Consider the following 17,451-nt stretch of genomic DNA (forward strand, 5'->3'; position numbering starts at 1 on the left):
CCCGAATTTCTTGACGACCATAGAACATTGGAACCACCTGATCCCATCCCGAACTCAGTAGTGAAACGATGTATCGCCGATGGTAGTGTGGGGTTTCCCCATGTGAGAGTAGGTCATCGTCAAGATTAAATTCCAGAAACCCTCATCGCTTATGCGTTGAGGGTTTTTGTTTGTCTGGGGTTCCAGAAACCTCTGCATCCTCCTGAACTCATAACTCCACCTCTCCGGCAGTCATCCAGACCCACGTGCTTATGGCAATCCGGCGCGCTTGCCCTTATGGTTCGGCATCAGGTTCCACGCACCCGTCAAGGAAGCAAGCATGTCCGTTACAACCTCTCTGAGTGCAGGCTTCATGGTGGTTCAAGGCAACCGCCCTGATGAACTGCGCAGTCTGGTTGTGTCCTGGATGCGGCGATATCCATTGGCGCCCCTGGAAAACGAGATTGCTCTGGTGCAGAGCAACGGCATTGCGCAATGGCTGAAGCTGGCCTTGGCCGAAGATGCTCAGGATGAAGATAACGGTGGCTGTGGTATCGCTGCCGCCATCGACGTCCAGTTGCCCGGCAGTTTCATGTGGACGCTGTATCGCATGGTGCTGGGGGCGGATGAGATCCCCCAGACGTCCTTGCTCGACAAGACCCCTTTGACCTGGCGCTTGATGCGCTTGCTGCCGTCGCTGATCAATCAGCCACACTTCGAGCCCCTGCAGCGCTTCCTGACCGACGACACGGATCTGCGTAAGCGCTATCAACTGTCCGAGCGCCTGTCCGATCTGTTCGACCAATATCAGGTTTACCGCGCTGACTGGCTGGAAGACTGGGCCGCTGGCCGTCATCAATTGCGCGATGTACGAGGTCAGTCCAGACCATTGTCAGCTGCCAACTGCTGGCAAGCCGAACTGTGGCGCGCGTTGCTGGACGACGTCGGGGCTGAAGGGATGTCGCAGAGCCGCGCGGGCGTGCATCAGCGCTTCATCGAGCGCATCGGCAATATGACAGAAGCGCCACCGGGCTTACCGGCACGGGTCATCGTTTTCGGCATTTCGTCACTGCCGGCACAAGCGCTCGAGGCGTTGGCAGGGCTGGCCAGATTCAGTCAGGTTCTGCTCTGTGTCCACAATCCGTGCCGTCACCACTGGACCGATATCGTCGCCGACAAGGACCTGCTGCGTCACCAGTACAAACGCCAGGCGCGCAAGAGCGGAATGCCGATGGTCCTCGACCCGCAAGCGCTGCATCAGCACGCTCACCCATTGCTCGCGGCCTGGGGCAAGCAGGGACGTGATTACATCAACCTGCTGGACAGCCATGATGACCCACGCAGCTACCGTTCCTCGTTCAAGGACGAGCGCATTGATCTGTTCAGTGAAGCGCAGCCCACCACACTGCTGAACCAGTTGCAGGACGATATTCTCGAGCTGCGTCCGCTGGATGAAACCCGTGAGCTCTGGCCGGCAGTCGATCCTCTCGAGGACCGCTCGATCCGCTTCCATGCGGCCCACAGCGCGCAGCGCGAAGTGGAAGTGCTGCATGACCAGCTACTGGCGAGATTCAGCAAAGACCCTGGCCTGCGTCCGCGTGACGTGATTGTCATGGTCCCGGATATCGACAGCTATGCTCCACACATACGTGCGGTATTCGGGCAGATCGAGCGCGAAGATCGTCGCTTCATCCCCTTTACGCTGGCTGACCAGGGCCAGCGCGGCCGCGAGCCGTTGCTGATCGCTGTCGAGCACCTGCTCAAACTCCCGGACAGCCGTTTCCCGGTCAGCGAGATTCTTGATCTGCTGGACGTTCCAGCCTTGCGAGCACGCTTCAGGATTCAGGAGCGTGACCTGCCAACGCTGCATCGCTGGATAGAAGGCGCAGGCATTCGTTGGGGCCTTAATGCCCAGCAGCGTGCTGGTCTGGGGCTGCCGGATGCCCTTGAGCAGAACAGCTGGCATTTCGGCCTGCGTCGTATGTTGCTGGGTTACGCCGTGGGCGCCGGTGCGGCTTACGACGGCATCGAACCTTACGATGAGATCGGCGGGCTTGATGCAGCGTTGATCGGTCCGCTGGTCGCGCTGATTGACGCCCTTCAGGTCGCCCACACAGAGTTGTCGACACCCACCACTCCGGAAGCGTGGGGGGCTCGCCTGCAATCGCTGCTGCAGTTGTTCTTCCTCGCCGACAGCGAGCATGATGATTACCTGCTGGCCCAGTTGGAAACACTGCGCGAGAACTGGCTGGAAACCTGTGCAACGGTAAGGCTGACCGATGAGCTGCCGCTGACCGTTGTGCGTGAGGCCTGGCTGGCCGGGCTCGATCAAGGGCGCCTGTCCCAGCGTTTTCTCGCGGGCTCGGTCAACTTCTGCACGCTGATGCCGATGCGCGCCATTCCGTTCAAAGTGGTCTGCCTGTTGGGCATGAACGACGGCGATTACCCGCGCGCGCAACCGCCGCTGGATTTCGACCTGATGGGCAGCGATTACCGCCCCGGCGACCGTTCCCGGCGTGAAGACGATCGTTACCTGTTGCTGGAAGCCTTGCTCTCGGCCAGGGACCAGCTGTATGTCAGTTGGGTTGGCCACAGCATTCGTGACAACAGTGAGCGTCCTGCTTCGGTACTCATCGGACAGTTGCGCGATCACCTCGCCAGCGGCTGGAAGCTGGCCGGCGAGACCGACCCGGACGTTAAACAGGATGATGAGCGCTTGCTGAAGGCCCTGACTGTGAATCACCCCTTGCAACCCTTCAGCGCCAATTATTTCCACGCAGGCACAGGTTATTTCAGCTTCGCCCGCGAATGGCGACTGCTGCATGAAACCGACCTTCAGGTGCCCGTGCCTCAAGAACTGCCCGCTCATGAACAGGAAGAACCGCTGTCCATTGCGCAGCTACAGGATTTCCTGAGAAATCCGGTAAAGCATTTTTTCAGCCAGCGCCTGAAGATTTATTTCGAAGTCGCTGAAGCGCCGCTCGCCGACGAAGAACCGTTCGTGCTCGATGCCCTTGAGCGCTATGGCCTGAGTGAAAGCCTGCTTGGCGCTGGCATGTCCTCGCCGGACAACATGGATGCTGCTCTGCAGACTCAATCGCTGAAACTGCAAGCCAGTGGCCTGCTGCCGCTCGCAGGTTTCGGCACCTTGATGCAGAGCGAGCTGATCGAACCGCTGCCGGACGTACTCAGGCGCTACCACGATCTGTTGACCCTCTGGCCCGAGACCCTGAGCAGCGCTCTACCGATCAGCTTCAGTCATGCGGGTGTCAGCATCGACGGCTGGCTGGGCGGATTGCACCGTAATGCCCGTGGCGAGCTGTTGCTGGTCACCGCCATTCCCAACAGCATCGGCTCGAAAAAGACCCGCAAATGGCACCGGCTGATTCGGCCTTGGGTCAATCATCTGGTGGCGTGCGCCTGCGATCTGCCGTTGAGCACGGCACTGGTCGCCAGTGATGAAACCCTGATGCTGGAGCCGCTGGACAAGGCGAGTGCCGTCACCACGCTCAATCATTTGCTGACGGCCTGGCTGCACGGCATGCAAGAACCCCTTCCGGTGGCGGTCAAAACCGCCTTCGCCTGGTTGGGCCAGCCTGCCGACAAAGCCGAAGCGGCTGCCCGCAAAGCCTACGAAGGTGACGGACAGACTACCGATGGCGAGCGCCGCGAAAGCACGGCACTGGCTCGGCAGTTTCCCGACTTTGACGCACTGATGGGCAGTGAAGAATTCGCAGGCTGGTGCGAGACGCTCTACAAACCGATTTACGATGCGCCCTGGCAGTCGTTGTCCGGCGGGGAGGGCGGCGCATGAGCGAGCAATCCCTTCCTCTCGCGCTGCGCTTTCCACTGCGCGGCAGTCAGCTGATCGAGGCCAGCGCCGGCACTGGCAAGACCTTTACCATCTCCGCCCTGTACTTGCGTCTGGTGCTTGGCCACGGCACCGAACAGTCCGGCTTTGGTCGCGAACTGCTGCCGCCGCAGATCCTTGTGGTGACCTTCACCGACGCCGCGACCAAAGAGTTGCGCGACAGAATTCGTACCCGGCTGGCGGAGGCTGCGCGCTTCTTCCGTGACGAGATCGCCGCCCCCGATGGCCTGATTGCCGACCTGCGTGAACAGTTCGAAGCGTCGCTATGGCCAGCCTGCGCCAGCCGTCTGGACATCGCCGCACAGTGGATGGACGAGGCCGCGGTCTCGACCATCCACAGTTGGTGCCAGCGCATGTTGCGCGAGCACGCCTTCGACAGCGGCAGCCTGTTCACCCAGACGCTGGAAACCGACCATAGCGATTTGCTCGGCGAAGTCCTGCGCGATTACTGGCGCCGCTTCTGCTACCCCATGAGCGGCGACGCACTGCTCTGGGTGCGGGAAAACCTCAGCGGTCCGGCGGCGTTGTTGCCGCGTGTGCGAGGTCTGTTCGGCCGCGAGCGCAGTCCACTCATCCAGGAACCGGCCGAACTGATCGCGGCGTCATTGCAAGAGCGCCGGGCAGCGCTTGCCGCGCTGAAAGCGCCGTGGGCCGTTTGGTCCGACGAGTTGTATGCGCTGTGTCAGGACGCGGTCGCCCGCAAGGCAGTCGACGGCCGCAAGATGCAGGAACGCTACTTCAAACCCTGGTTTGAAAAGCTTGCCGCCTGGGCCGCTGACGACACACAGGAAGCGCTGGATCTGGGCACCGGTTTCACTCGTCTGACCCCCGAAGGCATTGCCGAAGCCTGGAAGAGCGAGCCACCTGTGCACCCGGCCTTCGAGGCCATGGCGCAGCTGAAGGCGGCGCTCGACGGCTTGCCAAAACCCGATGCTGCCGTGTTGCAGCATGCGGCGCAGTGGGTCAGCGCGCGCTTTGAAGAAGAGAAGCGTCGCCGCGCCGAGATGGGCTTTGATGACATGCTGCTCAGGCTCGACGCCGCCCTGCATGGCGCCGGCGGCGAGCGTCTGGCCACCCTGATTCGCGAGCAGTTTCCGGTGGCGTTGATCGACGAATTCCAGGACACCGATCCGGTCCAGTACCGGATCTTCGACAGCATCTATCGTCTCGAGGCCAACGATGAGCAGACCGGGCTGTTCTTGATTGGCGACCCGAAACAGGCGATCTATGCGTTTCGCGGCGCCGATATCTACACCTACCTGCGTGCCCGCCAGGCGACCGATGGCCGTTGGCATACACTGGACACCAACTACCGCTCCAGCCATGCGATGGTCGAGTCGGTCAACCACGTTTTCACGCGCGCAGAGCAACGTGAGCAAGGTCGCGGTGCGTTCCTGTTTCGTGATGAGCACGGCAATCAGGTGCCGTTCTCCGATGCGCTGGCCCAAGGCCGTAAAGAGACGCTGCACGTCGACGGTACACCCCTGACGGCGCTGACGGTCTGGCACCTGCAAAGTGACCAGCCGGTGTCCGGCGTGGTTTATCGTCAGCAGTTGGCAGCCAGTTGCGCGAGCGAGATCGTGCGTCTGCTCAATGCCGGTCAGCAGGGCAGTGCCGGTTTCGTCACGCCCGACAACACACTGCGCGGGCTGCGTCCGGCCGACATTGCGATTCTGGTCCGCGACGGCAAGGAAGCGCAGGCGGTGCGTCAACAACTGACCGCGCGTGGTGTGCGCAGCGTGTACCTGTCCGACAAGGATTCGGTGTTCGCCGCTCAGGAAGCCCACGACATGCTGTCCTGGCTCAAGGCCTGTGCCGAGCCGGACTCCGAACGCACGCTGCGTGCCGCGCTGGCGTGTATCACGCTGGACCTGCCGCTGGCCGAGCTGGAACGCCTGAATCAGGACGAGCTGGCATGGGAGCGGCGCGTCATGCAGTTTCGTGGCTATCGCGCCATATGGCGCAGCCAGGGCGTGCTGCCGATGCTGCGCCGTCTGCTGCATGACTTTGCTCTGCCACAAACCTTGATGACCCGCAACGACGGCGAGCGAGTACTCACCAACCTGCTGCACCTGTCGGAACTGCTGCAGCAGGCCGCCGCCGAACTGGATGGCGAGCAGGCGCTGATCCGTCATCTGGGCGACCACCTGGCACTCTCCGGTCAGGCCGGGGAAGAGCAGATCCTGCGTCTGGAAAGCGACGAGCAACTGGTCAAGGTGGTCACCATCCACAAGTCCAAGGGCCTGCAGTACCCGCTGGTGTTCCTGCCGTTCATTTGCTCGTCGAAACCGGTGGACGGCAGCCGCTTGCCTCTTCAGTTTCATGACGCCGACGGCAAGTCCCAGATCAGCCTGCAGCCTACCGAGGCGCTGATTCAGCAAGCCGATGATGAGCGTCTGGCCGAAGACCTGCGTTTGCTCTACGTCGCACTCACCCGATCGGAACATGCCTGCTGGCTGGGCGTCGCCGACCTCAAGCGTGGCAATGCCAACACCTCCATGCTGCACCGCTCCGCACTGGGTTACCTGCTGGGCGGTGGCGCAGTGCTGGCCGAGTCGGCGGAGTTGAACGTCTGGCTGCGTGATCTGGCCCAGGGGTGTGAGGCGATTGCCTTGCAGCCTGTTCCGGAGCCCACCGACGAGCGCTTCAGTGCGCCGCGCAACGAAGCGGCGCTGGTCAAGCTGCTGGTGCCCAAACGCCGCGCTGCCGAGAACTGGTGGATTGCGTCCTACAGTGCCCTGCGTATCGGCGACACGGTAACGGCCGGTGCCGATGAATCGCCTGACAGCCCGCAGGCACAGAAACTGTTCGACGACGAGCGTCTGGACCCCGAAGCCCCGCGCGACATCCTGACCAGCGGCGGCGATATCCATCGTTTTCCGCGTGGCCCCAATCCCGGCACCTTTCTGCACGGGCTGCTCGAGTGGGCTGGCAACGAAGGGTTTGCGATGACCGCGCACGCGCCGGAGAAACTGCAGGACGCCGTCGCCCGGCGCTGCAATCGACGCGGTTGGGCAGGCTGGATCAATACCCTGAGCGATTGGCTGCAACACATGCTGAACATGCCGCTGCGCTTGTCGCCTGATGCCGCACCGGTGGCCCTGGGCGAACTGGATCAGCCCAATCAGTACCGTGTGGAAATGGAATTCTGGTTCGCCAGCAATAACGTCAACGTCGCGCAGATGGACGCCCTCGTGCGCCGCTTCACCCACGACAACGCGCCGCGTGCTGCGACCGAGACGGTCTCGCTCAACGGCATGTTCAAGGGCTTTATCGACCTGACGTTCGAACATGAGGGCCGGTATTACGTGGCGGACTACAAGTCCAACTGGCTGGGCAGTGACGACAGTGCGTACACCCAGCTGGCGATGGAAACCGCCATTCTCGACAACCGCTATGACCTGCAATACGTCCTCTACCTGCTGGCTCTGCACCGTCAGCTCAAGACGCGGATGGCCGACTACGATTACGACCAGCACATGGGCGGCGCTCTGTACCTTTTTCTGCGCGGCAGTCGTTCGGCCTCTCAGGGAGCGTATTTCACCCGTCCGCCACGTGAGCTGATCGAGAGTCTGGACCTGGTGTTTCAGGGCAAACCGATAGCGCATGACCTGCCGGGAGCATTGGCATGAGCCGCTCGTTCGATGATCTGTTGCCTACCGCGCTGGACGATATCAGCCTCGCGGAGTTGAGCCCGCTGACGCGTGTCAGCGATCTGCTGATCCTGCTCGAACGTTGGGTCGAGCGCGGCTGGTTGCGTGCTCTGGACAAGGCGTTCGTCGCGTTCCTCAGTGATCTCGATCCGCAGGCCGATCCGTTGGTGCTGGTGGCTGCGGCGCTTACCAGCCATCAGCTCGGCCACGGTCACGTTTGCCTTGATCTGTACGAGACCCTCAAAGAACCGGACTTCGCCCTGTCACTGCCACCCGAAGGCGATCAGCAGAGCGCGCCGATGCTGCTGCCCTCACAACTGCTGGCAGCACTGGATGGCGCCGCCTGGTGCCAGGCGCTGGCAGACAGCATGCTGGTTGCCGAGGTGGGCGATTCAAGTGCCGAAGCGCGACAAAAACCACTGGTGCTGGCCGAGCGGCGTCTATACCTGCGTCGCTACTGGACTTACGAACGGCGTATCGCAGCAGCCTTGCGTCAGCGCCTGGCCCAGCGTGAAACGCCGCCGGGGGGGCTGCCGCAGCAGCTCGACGCGCTGTTCGGTCCGGCCGATCCCTCGCCACAAGCCGTCATCGACTGGCAGAAACTTGCCTGCGCGCTGGCGACCCGCAAGGGCTTCAGCATCATCACCGGCGGCCCCGGCACCGGCAAAACCACCACGGTGGTACGCCTGCTGGCCTTGTTGCAGGCCCCGGCGGTACAGAGTGGCCAACCGCTGCGCATCCGGCTCGCGGCGCCCACCGGCAAGGCGGCGGCACGTCTGACCGAGTCCATCAGTCAACAGGTGCAGAGCCTGGATGTCAGTGACGACGTACGACAGAAAATCCCCAGCGAAGTGACCACCGTCCACCGTCTGCTGGGCAGTCGGCCCGGTACCCGCCACTTCCGCCACCACGCGGGCAATTTGCTGCCGCTCGACGTGCTGGTGGTTGATGAAGCGTCCATGATCGACCTAGAAATGATGGCCAATCTGCTCGACGCACTGCCGCCGCATGCACGCATGGTTCTGCTGGGTGACAAGGACCAGTTGGCCTCCGTTGAAGCGGGGGCGGTCCTCGGGGATTTGTGCCGCGACGCCGAAGAAGGTTTCTACAGCCCCGACACCCAGGCCTGGCTGGAAGCCGTCAGCGGCGAAGACCTCGGCAAGGGCGGTTTGCGCCAGGGCGATGCGCAGCAGCATCCGTTGGCCCAGCAAGTGGTGATGCTGCGCCACTCGCGTCGTTTCGGCCAAGGCAGCGGCATCGGCCAACTGGCCCGGCTGGTCAACCAGCAACAGGACCAACAGGCCCGCGCGCTGCTGTCGGCGGGCAGTCACGACGACCTGTTCGCCCTGGCACTCAAAGGCGAGCAGGACCTCAAGTTCGAACGCCTGGTGCTCGACGGTCTTGGCAGGGGCGAGCAAGGCCCGCAGGGTTACCGGGATTACCTGAACGTACTCGCCGCCGAGCGGCCCGCCGATAATTCGGCACTGGACGATGAGTGCTGGACGCGTTGGGCGCGCTCGGTACTCAGCGCCTTCGACGCCTTTCAACTGCTGTGTGCCGTACGCAAAGGCCCTTGGGGCGTCGAGGGTTTGAACCAGCGCATCACTCACGCGCTGTTCAGCGCGAAGCTGATCGAAAGCGAACAGCAATGGTATGAAGGTCGCCCGGTGCTGATGACCCACAACGACTATGGCCTCGGCCTGATGAACGGCGACATCGGCATCACCTTGCGCCTGCCCGAGCGCGACGGCGAGGGCAAACAGGTACTGCGCGTCGCCTTCCCCCGCAACGACGGCAGCGAAGGCGTACGCTTCGTCCTGCCCAGCCGCCTCAACGAGGTCGAAACCGTGTACGCCATGACCGTACACAAATCCCAGGGCTCGGAATTCGCCCACACCGCCCTGATCCTGCCCGAAGCGCTCAACCCGGTACTGACCAAGGAGCTCATCTACACCGGCATCACCCGCGCCAAGCACTGGTTCAGCCTGATCGAACCGCGCCAGGGCATCTTCGAAGAAGCCCTGCGCCGCAAGGTCAAACGTCTGAGTGGGCTGATGTTGGGGCTTTGATCATGTCCGGGCTGTCTGGCGATTTCCAGGTACGAAGTCGAGCGTCATAACCCCTATGCTCTTTAACCGGGTTCAAGGGTCAATTGAAAAGGCCAGGGTGTAACTGCATGGCGGCGGATAAAGCGTGTGTTGTGGTTCTGCGTGACCGGGGAGTGCTGGAGATTCTGGCATTTGAGCATCCGTTGGCTGGCCTGCAATTGGTCAAGGGCAGTGTGGAACCAGGCGAGTCAAGTGGCGCGGCTGCTGTGCGGGAGTTAATGGAGGAGGCCGGGATTCAAGCGACAGCAAAGCGAAACCTGGGTGAGTAGCACTCCACCATAACGGGACATATCTGGGCATTTCATGAATGTGAGGTGGCTCAAGACCTTCCCGATAGCTGGGTGCATTTTGCAGAGGATGATGGAGGACACGATTTCAGATTCTTCTGGCATCCGCTGATGAGTGAGCCGTTTGACAGATGGCACCATATTTTCAAGGATGCCTTGAGCTTTCTCAGGGAGACCGTTACTTGAGTCTGGGTATGGGGCAGCTCTTCTTTAGGTGCCGGGAGTGTCTTCTGTGTTTACTCATTGGCTGTGCCGAGTTTGACGTGGCGCGGGTCGCACGCCTCAGGGCTCGAAGGGGTCTGGTCGCCCCGGACACTGTTTCAGACGAGCAATGACCTCAGGCGCCGTTTTCGCCGTGTCGATCCTGCCGATATCATCAAGATAGATGTCTATCGTACTTCCCCATTTAGGCGTGATGTCGATGCACCGTGGCGGGGCCTTATCAGCCCACCAATCGAACATCATAAAGAAATCCTCGTCGGGCAAAATATGACCGGTGTCACCGGTTGTCTCGCCGGGCAGCAAGTCCCGTCGTAAGATTGAATGCTGCGTATTGAGTACGTAATGAAATCCTTTTGAGCCATCGGCTGAGTAATAAATGACGACCCTTGGCAGTGCTAAATACCATCCAGCGATCAGGAGGCAAGCAAAGCCTATAATCCATCGCGCTAGGTAGAAATTTTTCTCACTTGCAGACATGCGGTTGGACCCCTGTCGCCCAGTGGCTTATAGGTACGGCCAACACTTTGTCCATAACGATCTTTCCGGTAAGGCCGCCGTTTGGATACTCCTTGTACAGATTCATCCCTATCATGATCGAAACCCTATCGGGGGTGTCATCCCATGCACGCATACCCTCAACGCCCTCAGTCCTTCGCGGGCCATCAAATCTCTTAGGGTCTTTTATGAGACGCCAAGTGTCTGACCCAATCTGCTCAATACCCGCACCGTCCAGTAACACACTTTCAGAAAACCTACCTGCCACGCCAACGTAACCGTAATGAACGTTTGACCAGATATCATAGAAATATTCGTACTCTCCTTGCTTTTGCCATATCCCACCGAAGAGTTTCGCCAATATTGGCTTGTGGTCCCATGGCCTGTCTTGGCCGACACGCTCAGTCCAAATGGCAAACGCTTTGGTCTTTTTCACCAGTGCCATAGTGTAAAAAGCCGGCCCTTGGCCGAGTCGCAGGTAAAATGGCAGTGCAGCGTATTTACGTGTTTCCTCATCAGGATCAAAGCTGTTCAGTTCTTGTATCTGTAGCACTTCTGGGCTGTTGATGTTGGCGTTCATCTCTCCAGCAATATAAGTCGCTAGCTCTTCCATCCTGTCAGGGTGTTTGCAAACAACAGGTTCCGCTTTTGACTCAGGCTGCGCATCTGACTTCTTGCCGGCTGCCTCAGGGCCTACCAAAGCATTCGCCGCCAAGGCTTTCTCCGTGAGCTTCGGGTCAGCCAGCAAGGTCGCCATCTTCTCATTATCCACGGAACCGTCTGGCCGGAAGGCCCCCAGCGCCATGAAGTTAATAAGGGTCGCGCCACCAGCGTCGCCCATGACGAAGCCGCCACCCACATTGCCTGAGCCCGTGATGATTGTCCCGCCGTGACTGGTGGGGCTTCCTAGGTGGGCCATAGGACGGCCATTCACCAGAATTGAAGGAAAGCCTGTAGTGATGACCGCGCCACACCCACAGGTATCCCCCACACGTGCCGCGCCCATGCCGTTGATGTTGACGTCACCGGATGCAGAAGCGATAGGCGTTGTACCGTGCCCCGGTAATGGGCAGGCGTGCTTGTCGCCCAATCGGGCTGAAGAAATCATTGCATCCCGTCCCTGCGTTTTGATCCGTAGACAACCAGCGTTTAGTTGACGCGTGGGAGGCTACCGGAAGCGCAAAAAGCGGTATGTAGGGGAAATCTTAGTTTTGCGAAGGACCTTGAGAACCTGATCGAAGAGTCGGGGTTACCTCAATGGTTGCGAACCAGCATCCGTGTCACAAGCCGTCGGCCAACTCCGGTCTGCCCCGCTACGATACGGCCACCTGATCCCTTGAAAATCTGTCACTGAAGGAAGCGAATAGCGCGGTTTTCCCCCAACAAAAACCCCTTATTCAACTCCGTCACCTCCCGAATGTAATCCCACAGCAACGTGATCCGCTTCAACTTGCGCAGGTCCTCCCGGCAATACATCCAGAATTGACGAGTAATGTTCACTTCCTCCCTCAGCACCGGCAGCAGTCGTGGGTCTTGGGCGGCGAGGAAGCATGGCAGGATGGCCAGTGCGCGGCCTTGCAGGGCGGCGGTGTATTGGGCGATGACGCTGGTGCTGCGCAGCTGTGCCTGGGCGTTGGGCAGCAGGTTGCTCATGTACAGCAGCTCGGAGCTGAACGCCAGGTCGTCGACATAGCTGATGAAGACGTGCTCGCTCAGGTCCGCCTTGTGTTTGATGGGCGAGTGGTTGTCGAGGTACGCCTGGGTCGCGTACAGACCCAGGCTGTAATCGCAGAGCTTGCAACACACGTAGGGGCCGTGTTCGGGCCGCTCCAGGGCGATGACGATATCCGCCTCGCGTTTCGAAAGGCTGATGAAGTGCGGCAGCGGCAGGATGTCCAGCGAAATGCTCGGGTAGCTGTCGAGAAAGTGGCTCAGTTGCGGGGTGATGAAGAAGCTGCCGAAGCCTTCGGTGCAGCCCATGCGCACGTGCCCGGATAACGCGACGCTGGACCCGGAAACCTGTTCGCAGGCCATGTGCAGTGTGCTTTCGATGGACTCGGCATAACCCAGCAGGCGCTGACCTTCTGCGGTCATGATGAAGCCGTTGTTGCGCGACTTCTCAAACAGCAGCGTGCCCAGCGAGGTTTCCAGCGAGTTTATGCGCCGCGATACGGTGGTGTAGTCGACGCCCAGGCGGCGGGCCGCGCTGCTGACTTTTCGGGTGCGTGCCACCTCGAGGAAAAACTTCAGGTCATCCCAGTTCAACAGCCCCAGGGAGGTGATGTTTTTTTGCATGTTGACCCTGCTTTTATCTGCGTTCTTGTTAGAAGTTTGCACATCTATACTCCAAAGCACGCCCCCTGACCAATTCAAAACAAGACTGCCGGGAGGCCACGATCATCCTTCTGCACAGGCTGTGGATGCGTGGTTTGCTGAAGGGAGAATCGCTGAAATGAATGCCTCACTGAACCACACGACGACCTCGATTGCTCGCGTGAAACTGCTGATCAACGGCGAGTGGACCGACTCGCAAAGCAGCGAATGGGTAGACATCGTCAACCCGGCCACTCAGGAAATCCTCGCCCAGGTGCCATTCGCCACGGCCAGTGAAGTGGACGCCGCCGTCGCAGCCGCTCACGCGGCCTATCGAACCTGGCGTGAAACCCCCATCGGTGTGCGTATGCGCATCATGCTCAAGCTGCAGGCGCTGATTCGCGAGCACTCCAAGCGTATCGCGGCGGTACTCAGTGCCGAGCAGGGCAAGACGCTGGCCGATGCCGAGGGCGATATCTTTCGGGGTCTGGAAGTGGTCGAGCACGCCTGTTCGATCGGCACGCTGCAAATGGGTGAGTTTGCCGAGAACGTCGCCAGTGGCGTTGACACCTATACCCTGCGCCAGCCGATCGGCGTGTGCGCCGGGATCACGCCGTTCAACTTCCCGGCGATGATTCCGCTGTGGATGTTTCCGATGGCGATCGCCTGCGGCAATACATTCGTGCTCAAGCCTTCTGAGCAGGATCCGCTGTCGACCCTGTTGCTGGTCGAGCTGGCGATCGAGGCGGGGGTGCCGCCCGGTGTGCTCAACGTGGTGCATGGTGGCAAGGAGGTGGTGGACGCGATTTGCACGCACAAGGACATCAAGGCTGTTTCCTTCGTCGGTTCGACGGCGGTCGGCACGCATGTCTACGATCTGGCCGGTCGGCATGGCAAGCGGGTGCAGGCAATGATGGGGGCGAAGAATCATGCCGTGGTGCTACCCGACGCCAACCGTGAGCAAACCCTGAACGCGCTGGTGGGCGCAGGTTTCGGTGCGGCGGGTCAGCGGTGCATGGCGACCTCTGTGGTGGTGCTGGTCGGCGCGTCTAGACAGTGGCTGCCCGACCTCAAGGTGCGGGCGCAGAAACTCAAGGTCAATGCCGGCCAGGAACCGGGCACCGACATCGGGCCGGTGATTTCACGACGGGCCAAACAACGCATTCTGGATCTGATCGAGAGCGGCGTGCGTGAAGGCGCGACGCTGGAACTGGATGGTCGTGAGGTTTCAGTGCCGGGGTACGAGGGCGGCAACTTCGTAGGGCCGACCTTGTTCTCGGGCGTCACCACCGACATGCAGATTTACACCCAGGAGATTTTCGGGCCGGTGCTGGTGGTGCTGGAGGTCGATACCCTCGATGAGGCTATCGCGCTGGTCAACGCCAACCCGTTCGGCAACGGCACCGGGCTGTTCACCCAGAGCGGTGCGGCGGCACGCAAGTTTCAAAGCGAGATTGATGTCGGGCAGGTCGGGATCAATATTCCGATTCCCGTGCCGGTGCCGTTTTTCAGTTTTACTGGCTCGCGGGGTTCCAAGCTGGGCGATCTGGGCCCGTACGGCAAACAGGTGGTGCAGTTTTACACTCAGACCAAGACCGTCACCAGTCGCTGGTTCGATGACGACAGCGTCAACGATGGCGTGAACACCACGATCAATCTGCGCTGAGCGCTGGCGGTCAATTCGCCCGGGAGAACAACCATGAAAATCGCATTTATCGGTCTGGGCAATATGGGCGCGCCCATGGCCCGCAACCTGATCAAGGCCGGTCACGCCTTGCAGGTGTTCGACCTGAACAAGAGCGTACTGGCTGAATTCGCCGAGCTGGGCGCACAGGTCAGCGACTCGCCCGCACAGGCGGCCCAGGGCACTGAACTGGTCATCACCATGCTGCCCGCAGCGGCGCATGTGCGCAGCGTGTACCTGAACGATGACGGCGTGCTGAAAGGCATCGCGTCCGGTGTCCCGGCAGTTGATTGCAGCACCATCGACCCGCAGACCATCCGCGACATCGCCGCTGTCGCTGCGCAGCAAGGCGTGGTGTTGGGCGATGCGCCGGTGTCGGGCGGCACCGGTGGTGCGCAGGCCGGAACCCTGACCTTCATGGTCGGAGGTTCTGCCGGGCATTTCGCTGTGCTCAAACCGGTGCTGGAACAGATGGGCCGCAACATCGTGCATTGTGGTGACGTGGGCACCGGCCAGATCGCCAAGATCTGCAACAACATGCTGCTGGCGATTTCCATGATCGGCGTGGCCGAGTCCATGGCGCTGGGCAATGCACTGGGTATCGACACCGAAGTGCTGGCCGGCATTATCAATACTTCGACCGGTCGTTGCTGGAGTTCGGAGGCCTACAACCCGTGGCCCGGCATCGTCGAAACCGCTCCCGCGTCACGCGGTTACAGCGGCGGCTTTGGCGCTGAGCTGATGCTCAAGGACCTGGGGCTGGCAACCGAGGCCGCGCGCGCTGCGCATCAACCGGTTGTCCTCGGCGCAGTGGCGCAACAGCTTTACCAGGCCATGAGCCTGCGTGGCGATGGCGGCAAGGATTTCTCGGCGATCATCGAGGGGTATCGCCCGAAAGCCTAGGCGTCACCCGTGTCGGGAATCAGTGGGGCGTTGATGTGTATCCGGTTTTTACATTAGGAAAACGCGGCAGAACCGGCTACTTTGGACCCCGTCAGATCAGCGCAGGGATGCTCGGTACGCTTCGATGAGAAGTGCCGCATCCTCGCCTGGAGGCTGGCGCTTCACTCATCAAACGTCCCTGACCCAGAAAAAGAAGAGATCGACCATGAAGTTCGAACCCCTCGCCAGATCGTTGATCGCGACGGCACTGATTGTCGCGTATTCCCCCACATTCGCCGCGTCACAAGCCCCGGTCGCTGCCGAAAACGGCATGGTCGTGACGGCTCAGCACCTGGCTACTCACGTGGGTGTCGATGTACTCAAGGCTGGCGGCAATGCGGTCGATGCGGCCGTGGCGGTTGGCTACGCACTGGCGGTGGTCTATCCCGCTGCGGGCAACCTCGGCGGTGGTGGGTTCATGACCATTCAACTGGCCGACGGGCGCAAGACCTTCCTCGACTTCCGTGAAAAGGCACCATTGGCGGCCACCGCCGATATGTACCTGGACAAGGACGGCAAGGTCATCCCTGATCTGAGTGCCAAGGGCCATCTGGCCGTCGGCGTGCCGGGCACTGTGTCCGGTATGGAAATGGCCCTGAGCAAGTACGGCACCCGCAAGCGTGAAGAGGTCATCGCCCCGGCGATCAAGCTCGCCGAGGAAGGTTTTGTGCTGGGTCAGGGCGATGTCGACATGCTGTCGAGCGCCACGGATGTGTTCAAGGCGGATATGGCCGATTCCGGCTCGATCTTCCTCAACAAGGGCGAGCCGATGCAGGTCGGTCAGAAGCTGGTGCAGAAAGACCTGGCCAAGACCCTCAAGGAAGTGTCCGAGAAGGGCAGCGACGGTTTCTACAAGGGCTGGGTTGCCAAGGCGCTGGTCGACTCCAGTCAGGCTGGCAAGGGCATCATCACCCAGGCGGACCTCGACCATTACAAGACCCGCGAGCTGGCGCCGATCGAATGTGATTACCGTGGCTACCACGTGGTCTCGGCACCGCCTCCGAGCTCTGGCGGTGTGGTCATCTGCCAGATTCTGAACATCCTCGAAGGCTACCCGATGAAAGAGCTGGGCTTCCGCTCGGCGCAGGGCATGCATTATCAGATCGAGGCCATGCGTCACGCCTACGCGGACCGCAACAGCTACCTGGGCGACCCGGACTTCGTCAAGAATCCGGTCGAGCACCTGCTGGACGTCAAGTATGCCGCCAAGCTGCGCGCTGCCATCGAGCCGCAAAAGGCCGGTGACTCGAGCAAGATCAAACCCGGCGTCGCGCCCCATGAAGGCAGCAACACCACCCACTATTCGATTGTCGATAAATGGGGCAATGCGGTTTCGGTGACCTACACCTTGAACAACTGGTTCGGCGCGGGCGTCATGGCCAGCAAGACCGGCGTGATCCTCAACGACGAAATGGATGACTTCACCGTCAAGGTCGGCGTGCCCAACATGTACGGGCTGGTGCAGGGCGAAGCCAACGCGATCGAGCCGGGCAAGACACCGTTGTCGTCGATGAGCCCGACCATTGTCACCAAGGACGGCAAGGCAGTGATGGTCGTCGGCACGCCGGGCGGCAGCCGCATCATTACCGCCACGCTGCTGACCATGCTCAACGTCATCGACTACGGCATGAACATTCAGGAAGCGGTCGACGCGCCGCGTTTCCACCAGCAATGGCAGCCTGAAGAAACCAACATCGATACCTTCGCGGTCAGCCCTGACACGCTGAAGATTCTCGAGAGTTGGGGTCAAAAGTTCGCAGGTCCGCAGCCGCTCAATCATGTGGCGGCGATTCTGGTGGGCGCGCCTTCGCTGGGTGGCAAACCAGTCGGTAACAACCGCTTCTACGGCGCTAACGACCCGCGTCGCAACACCGGCTTGTCGCTCGGCTACTGAGTC

The 17,451-nt window shown here is 60.8% G+C and carries 9 protein-coding genes, 1 rRNA gene and 1 pseudogene; 8 read left to right on the forward strand and 3 right to left on the reverse strand.

The window, feature by feature from the left end:
* Positions 1 to 9: 9 nt before the first annotated feature.
* The 5 genes and pseudogenes from rrf to JOE39_RS23005 all read left to right on the forward strand — a co-directional run bounded on the left by rrf (position 10) and on the right by JOE39_RS23005 (position 10,084).
* Positions 10 to 125, forward strand: a 5S ribosomal RNA gene (gene rrf / locus JOE39_RS22985).
* A 194-nt stretch (positions 126 to 319) separates the two neighbouring features.
* Positions 320 to 3,793, forward strand: coding sequence for an exodeoxyribonuclease V subunit gamma (gene recC / locus JOE39_RS22990; RefSeq protein WP_210078241.1), 3,474 nt, complete (start codon positions 320 to 322; stop codon positions 3,791 to 3,793).
* Complete coding sequence (gene recB, locus JOE39_RS22995) at positions 3,790 to 7,482, forward strand: exodeoxyribonuclease V subunit beta (protein WP_210078239.1); 3,693 nt, start codon at positions 3,790 to 3,792, stop codon at positions 7,480 to 7,482. The genes recC and recB overlap by 4 nt, the downstream gene beginning before the upstream one ends.
* Positions 7,479 to 9,572: an exodeoxyribonuclease V subunit alpha gene (gene recD, locus JOE39_RS23000; protein ID WP_017279575.1), complete on the forward strand. Its 2,094-nt coding sequence runs from the start codon at positions 7,479 to 7,481 to the stop codon at positions 9,570 to 9,572. The genes recB and recD overlap by 4 nt, the downstream gene beginning before the upstream one ends.
* A 107-nt stretch (positions 9,573 to 9,679) precedes the next feature.
* A pseudogene (locus tag JOE39_RS23005) lies at positions 9,680 to 10,084 on the forward strand (NUDIX domain-containing protein).
* A gap of 96 nt (positions 10,085 to 10,180) precedes the next feature.
* On the opposite strand, the gene JOE39_RS23010 reads toward JOE39_RS23005, so the two are convergent.
* The 3 genes from JOE39_RS23010 to JOE39_RS23020 all read right to left on the reverse strand — a co-directional run bounded on the left by JOE39_RS23010 (position 10,181) and on the right by JOE39_RS23020 (position 12,910).
* Positions 10,181 to 10,597: a hypothetical protein gene (locus JOE39_RS23010; protein ID WP_044313485.1), complete on the reverse strand. Its 417-nt coding sequence runs from the start codon at positions 10,595 to 10,597 to the stop codon at positions 10,181 to 10,183.
* Positions 10,584 to 11,723: a polymorphic toxin type 44 domain-containing protein gene (locus tag JOE39_RS23015; RefSeq protein WP_210078237.1), complete on the reverse strand. Its 1,140-nt coding sequence runs from the start codon at positions 11,721 to 11,723 to the stop codon at positions 10,584 to 10,586. The genes JOE39_RS23010 and JOE39_RS23015 overlap by 14 nt, the downstream gene beginning before the upstream one ends.
* Before the next feature lie 239 nt (positions 11,724 to 11,962).
* Positions 11,963 to 12,910, reverse strand: coding sequence for a LysR family transcriptional regulator (locus tag JOE39_RS23020; RefSeq protein WP_024664679.1), 948 nt, complete (start codon positions 12,908 to 12,910; stop codon positions 11,963 to 11,965).
* A 157-nt stretch (positions 12,911 to 13,067) separates the two neighbouring features.
* Here JOE39_RS23020 and JOE39_RS23025 point away from each other — a divergent pair, with 157 nt between their 5' ends.
* From JOE39_RS23025 to ggt, 3 genes are all read left to right on the forward strand, one after another.
* A complete protein-coding gene (locus JOE39_RS23025) occupies positions 13,068 to 14,594 on the forward strand; it encodes a CoA-acylating methylmalonate-semialdehyde dehydrogenase (protein WP_210078235.1) in 1,527 nt (508 codons plus the stop codon).
* A 33-nt stretch (positions 14,595 to 14,627) separates the two neighbouring features.
* Entirely contained in the window at positions 14,628 to 15,515 is an 888-nt protein-coding gene (gene mmsB, locus JOE39_RS23030; protein ID WP_210078233.1) for a 3-hydroxyisobutyrate dehydrogenase, read from the forward strand.
* A gap of 205 nt (positions 15,516 to 15,720) precedes the next feature.
* Positions 15,721 to 17,448: a gamma-glutamyltransferase gene (gene ggt / locus JOE39_RS23035; protein WP_210078231.1), complete on the forward strand. Its 1,728-nt coding sequence runs from the start codon at positions 15,721 to 15,723 to the stop codon at positions 17,446 to 17,448.
* Positions 17,449 to 17,451 lie beyond the last annotated feature (3 nt).

Source organism: Pseudomonas sp. PvP100 (genome assembly GCF_017833055.1).
GTDB lineage: Bacteria > Pseudomonadota > Gammaproteobacteria > Pseudomonadales > Pseudomonadaceae > Aquipseudomonas > Aquipseudomonas syringae.

What these genes read in the sequence shown, in the direction of transcription:
- recB (WP_210078239.1), top strand. Translation starts at nt 3,790, where the DNA reads ATGAGCGAGCAATCCCTTCCTCTCGCGCTGCGCTTTCCACTGCGCGGC.
- ggt (WP_210078231.1), top strand. Translation starts at nt 15,721, where the DNA reads ATGAAGTTCGAACCCCTCGCCAGATCGTTGATCGCGACGGCACTGATT.
- mmsB (WP_210078233.1), top strand. Translation starts at nt 14,628, where the DNA reads ATGAAAATCGCATTTATCGGTCTGGGCAATATGGGCGCGCCCATGGCC.
- recC (WP_210078241.1), top strand. Translation starts at nt 320, where the DNA reads ATGTCCGTTACAACCTCTCTGAGTGCAGGCTTCATGGTGGTTCAAGGC.
- recD (WP_017279575.1), top strand. Translation starts at nt 7,479, where the DNA reads ATGAGCCGCTCGTTCGATGATCTGTTGCCTACCGCGCTGGACGATATC.
- JOE39_RS23020 (WP_024664679.1), bottom strand. Translation starts at nt 12,910, where the DNA reads ATGCAAAAAAACATCACCTCCCTGGGGCTGTTGAACTGGGATGACCTG.
- JOE39_RS23010 (WP_044313485.1), bottom strand. Translation starts at nt 10,597, where the DNA reads ATGTCTGCAAGTGAGAAAAATTTCTACCTAGCGCGATGGATTATAGGC.
- JOE39_RS23025 (WP_210078235.1), top strand. Translation starts at nt 13,068, where the DNA reads ATGAATGCCTCACTGAACCACACGACGACCTCGATTGCTCGCGTGAAA.
- JOE39_RS23015 (WP_210078237.1), bottom strand. Translation starts at nt 11,723, where the DNA reads ATGATTTCTTCAGCCCGATTGGGCGACAAGCACGCCTGCCCATTACCG.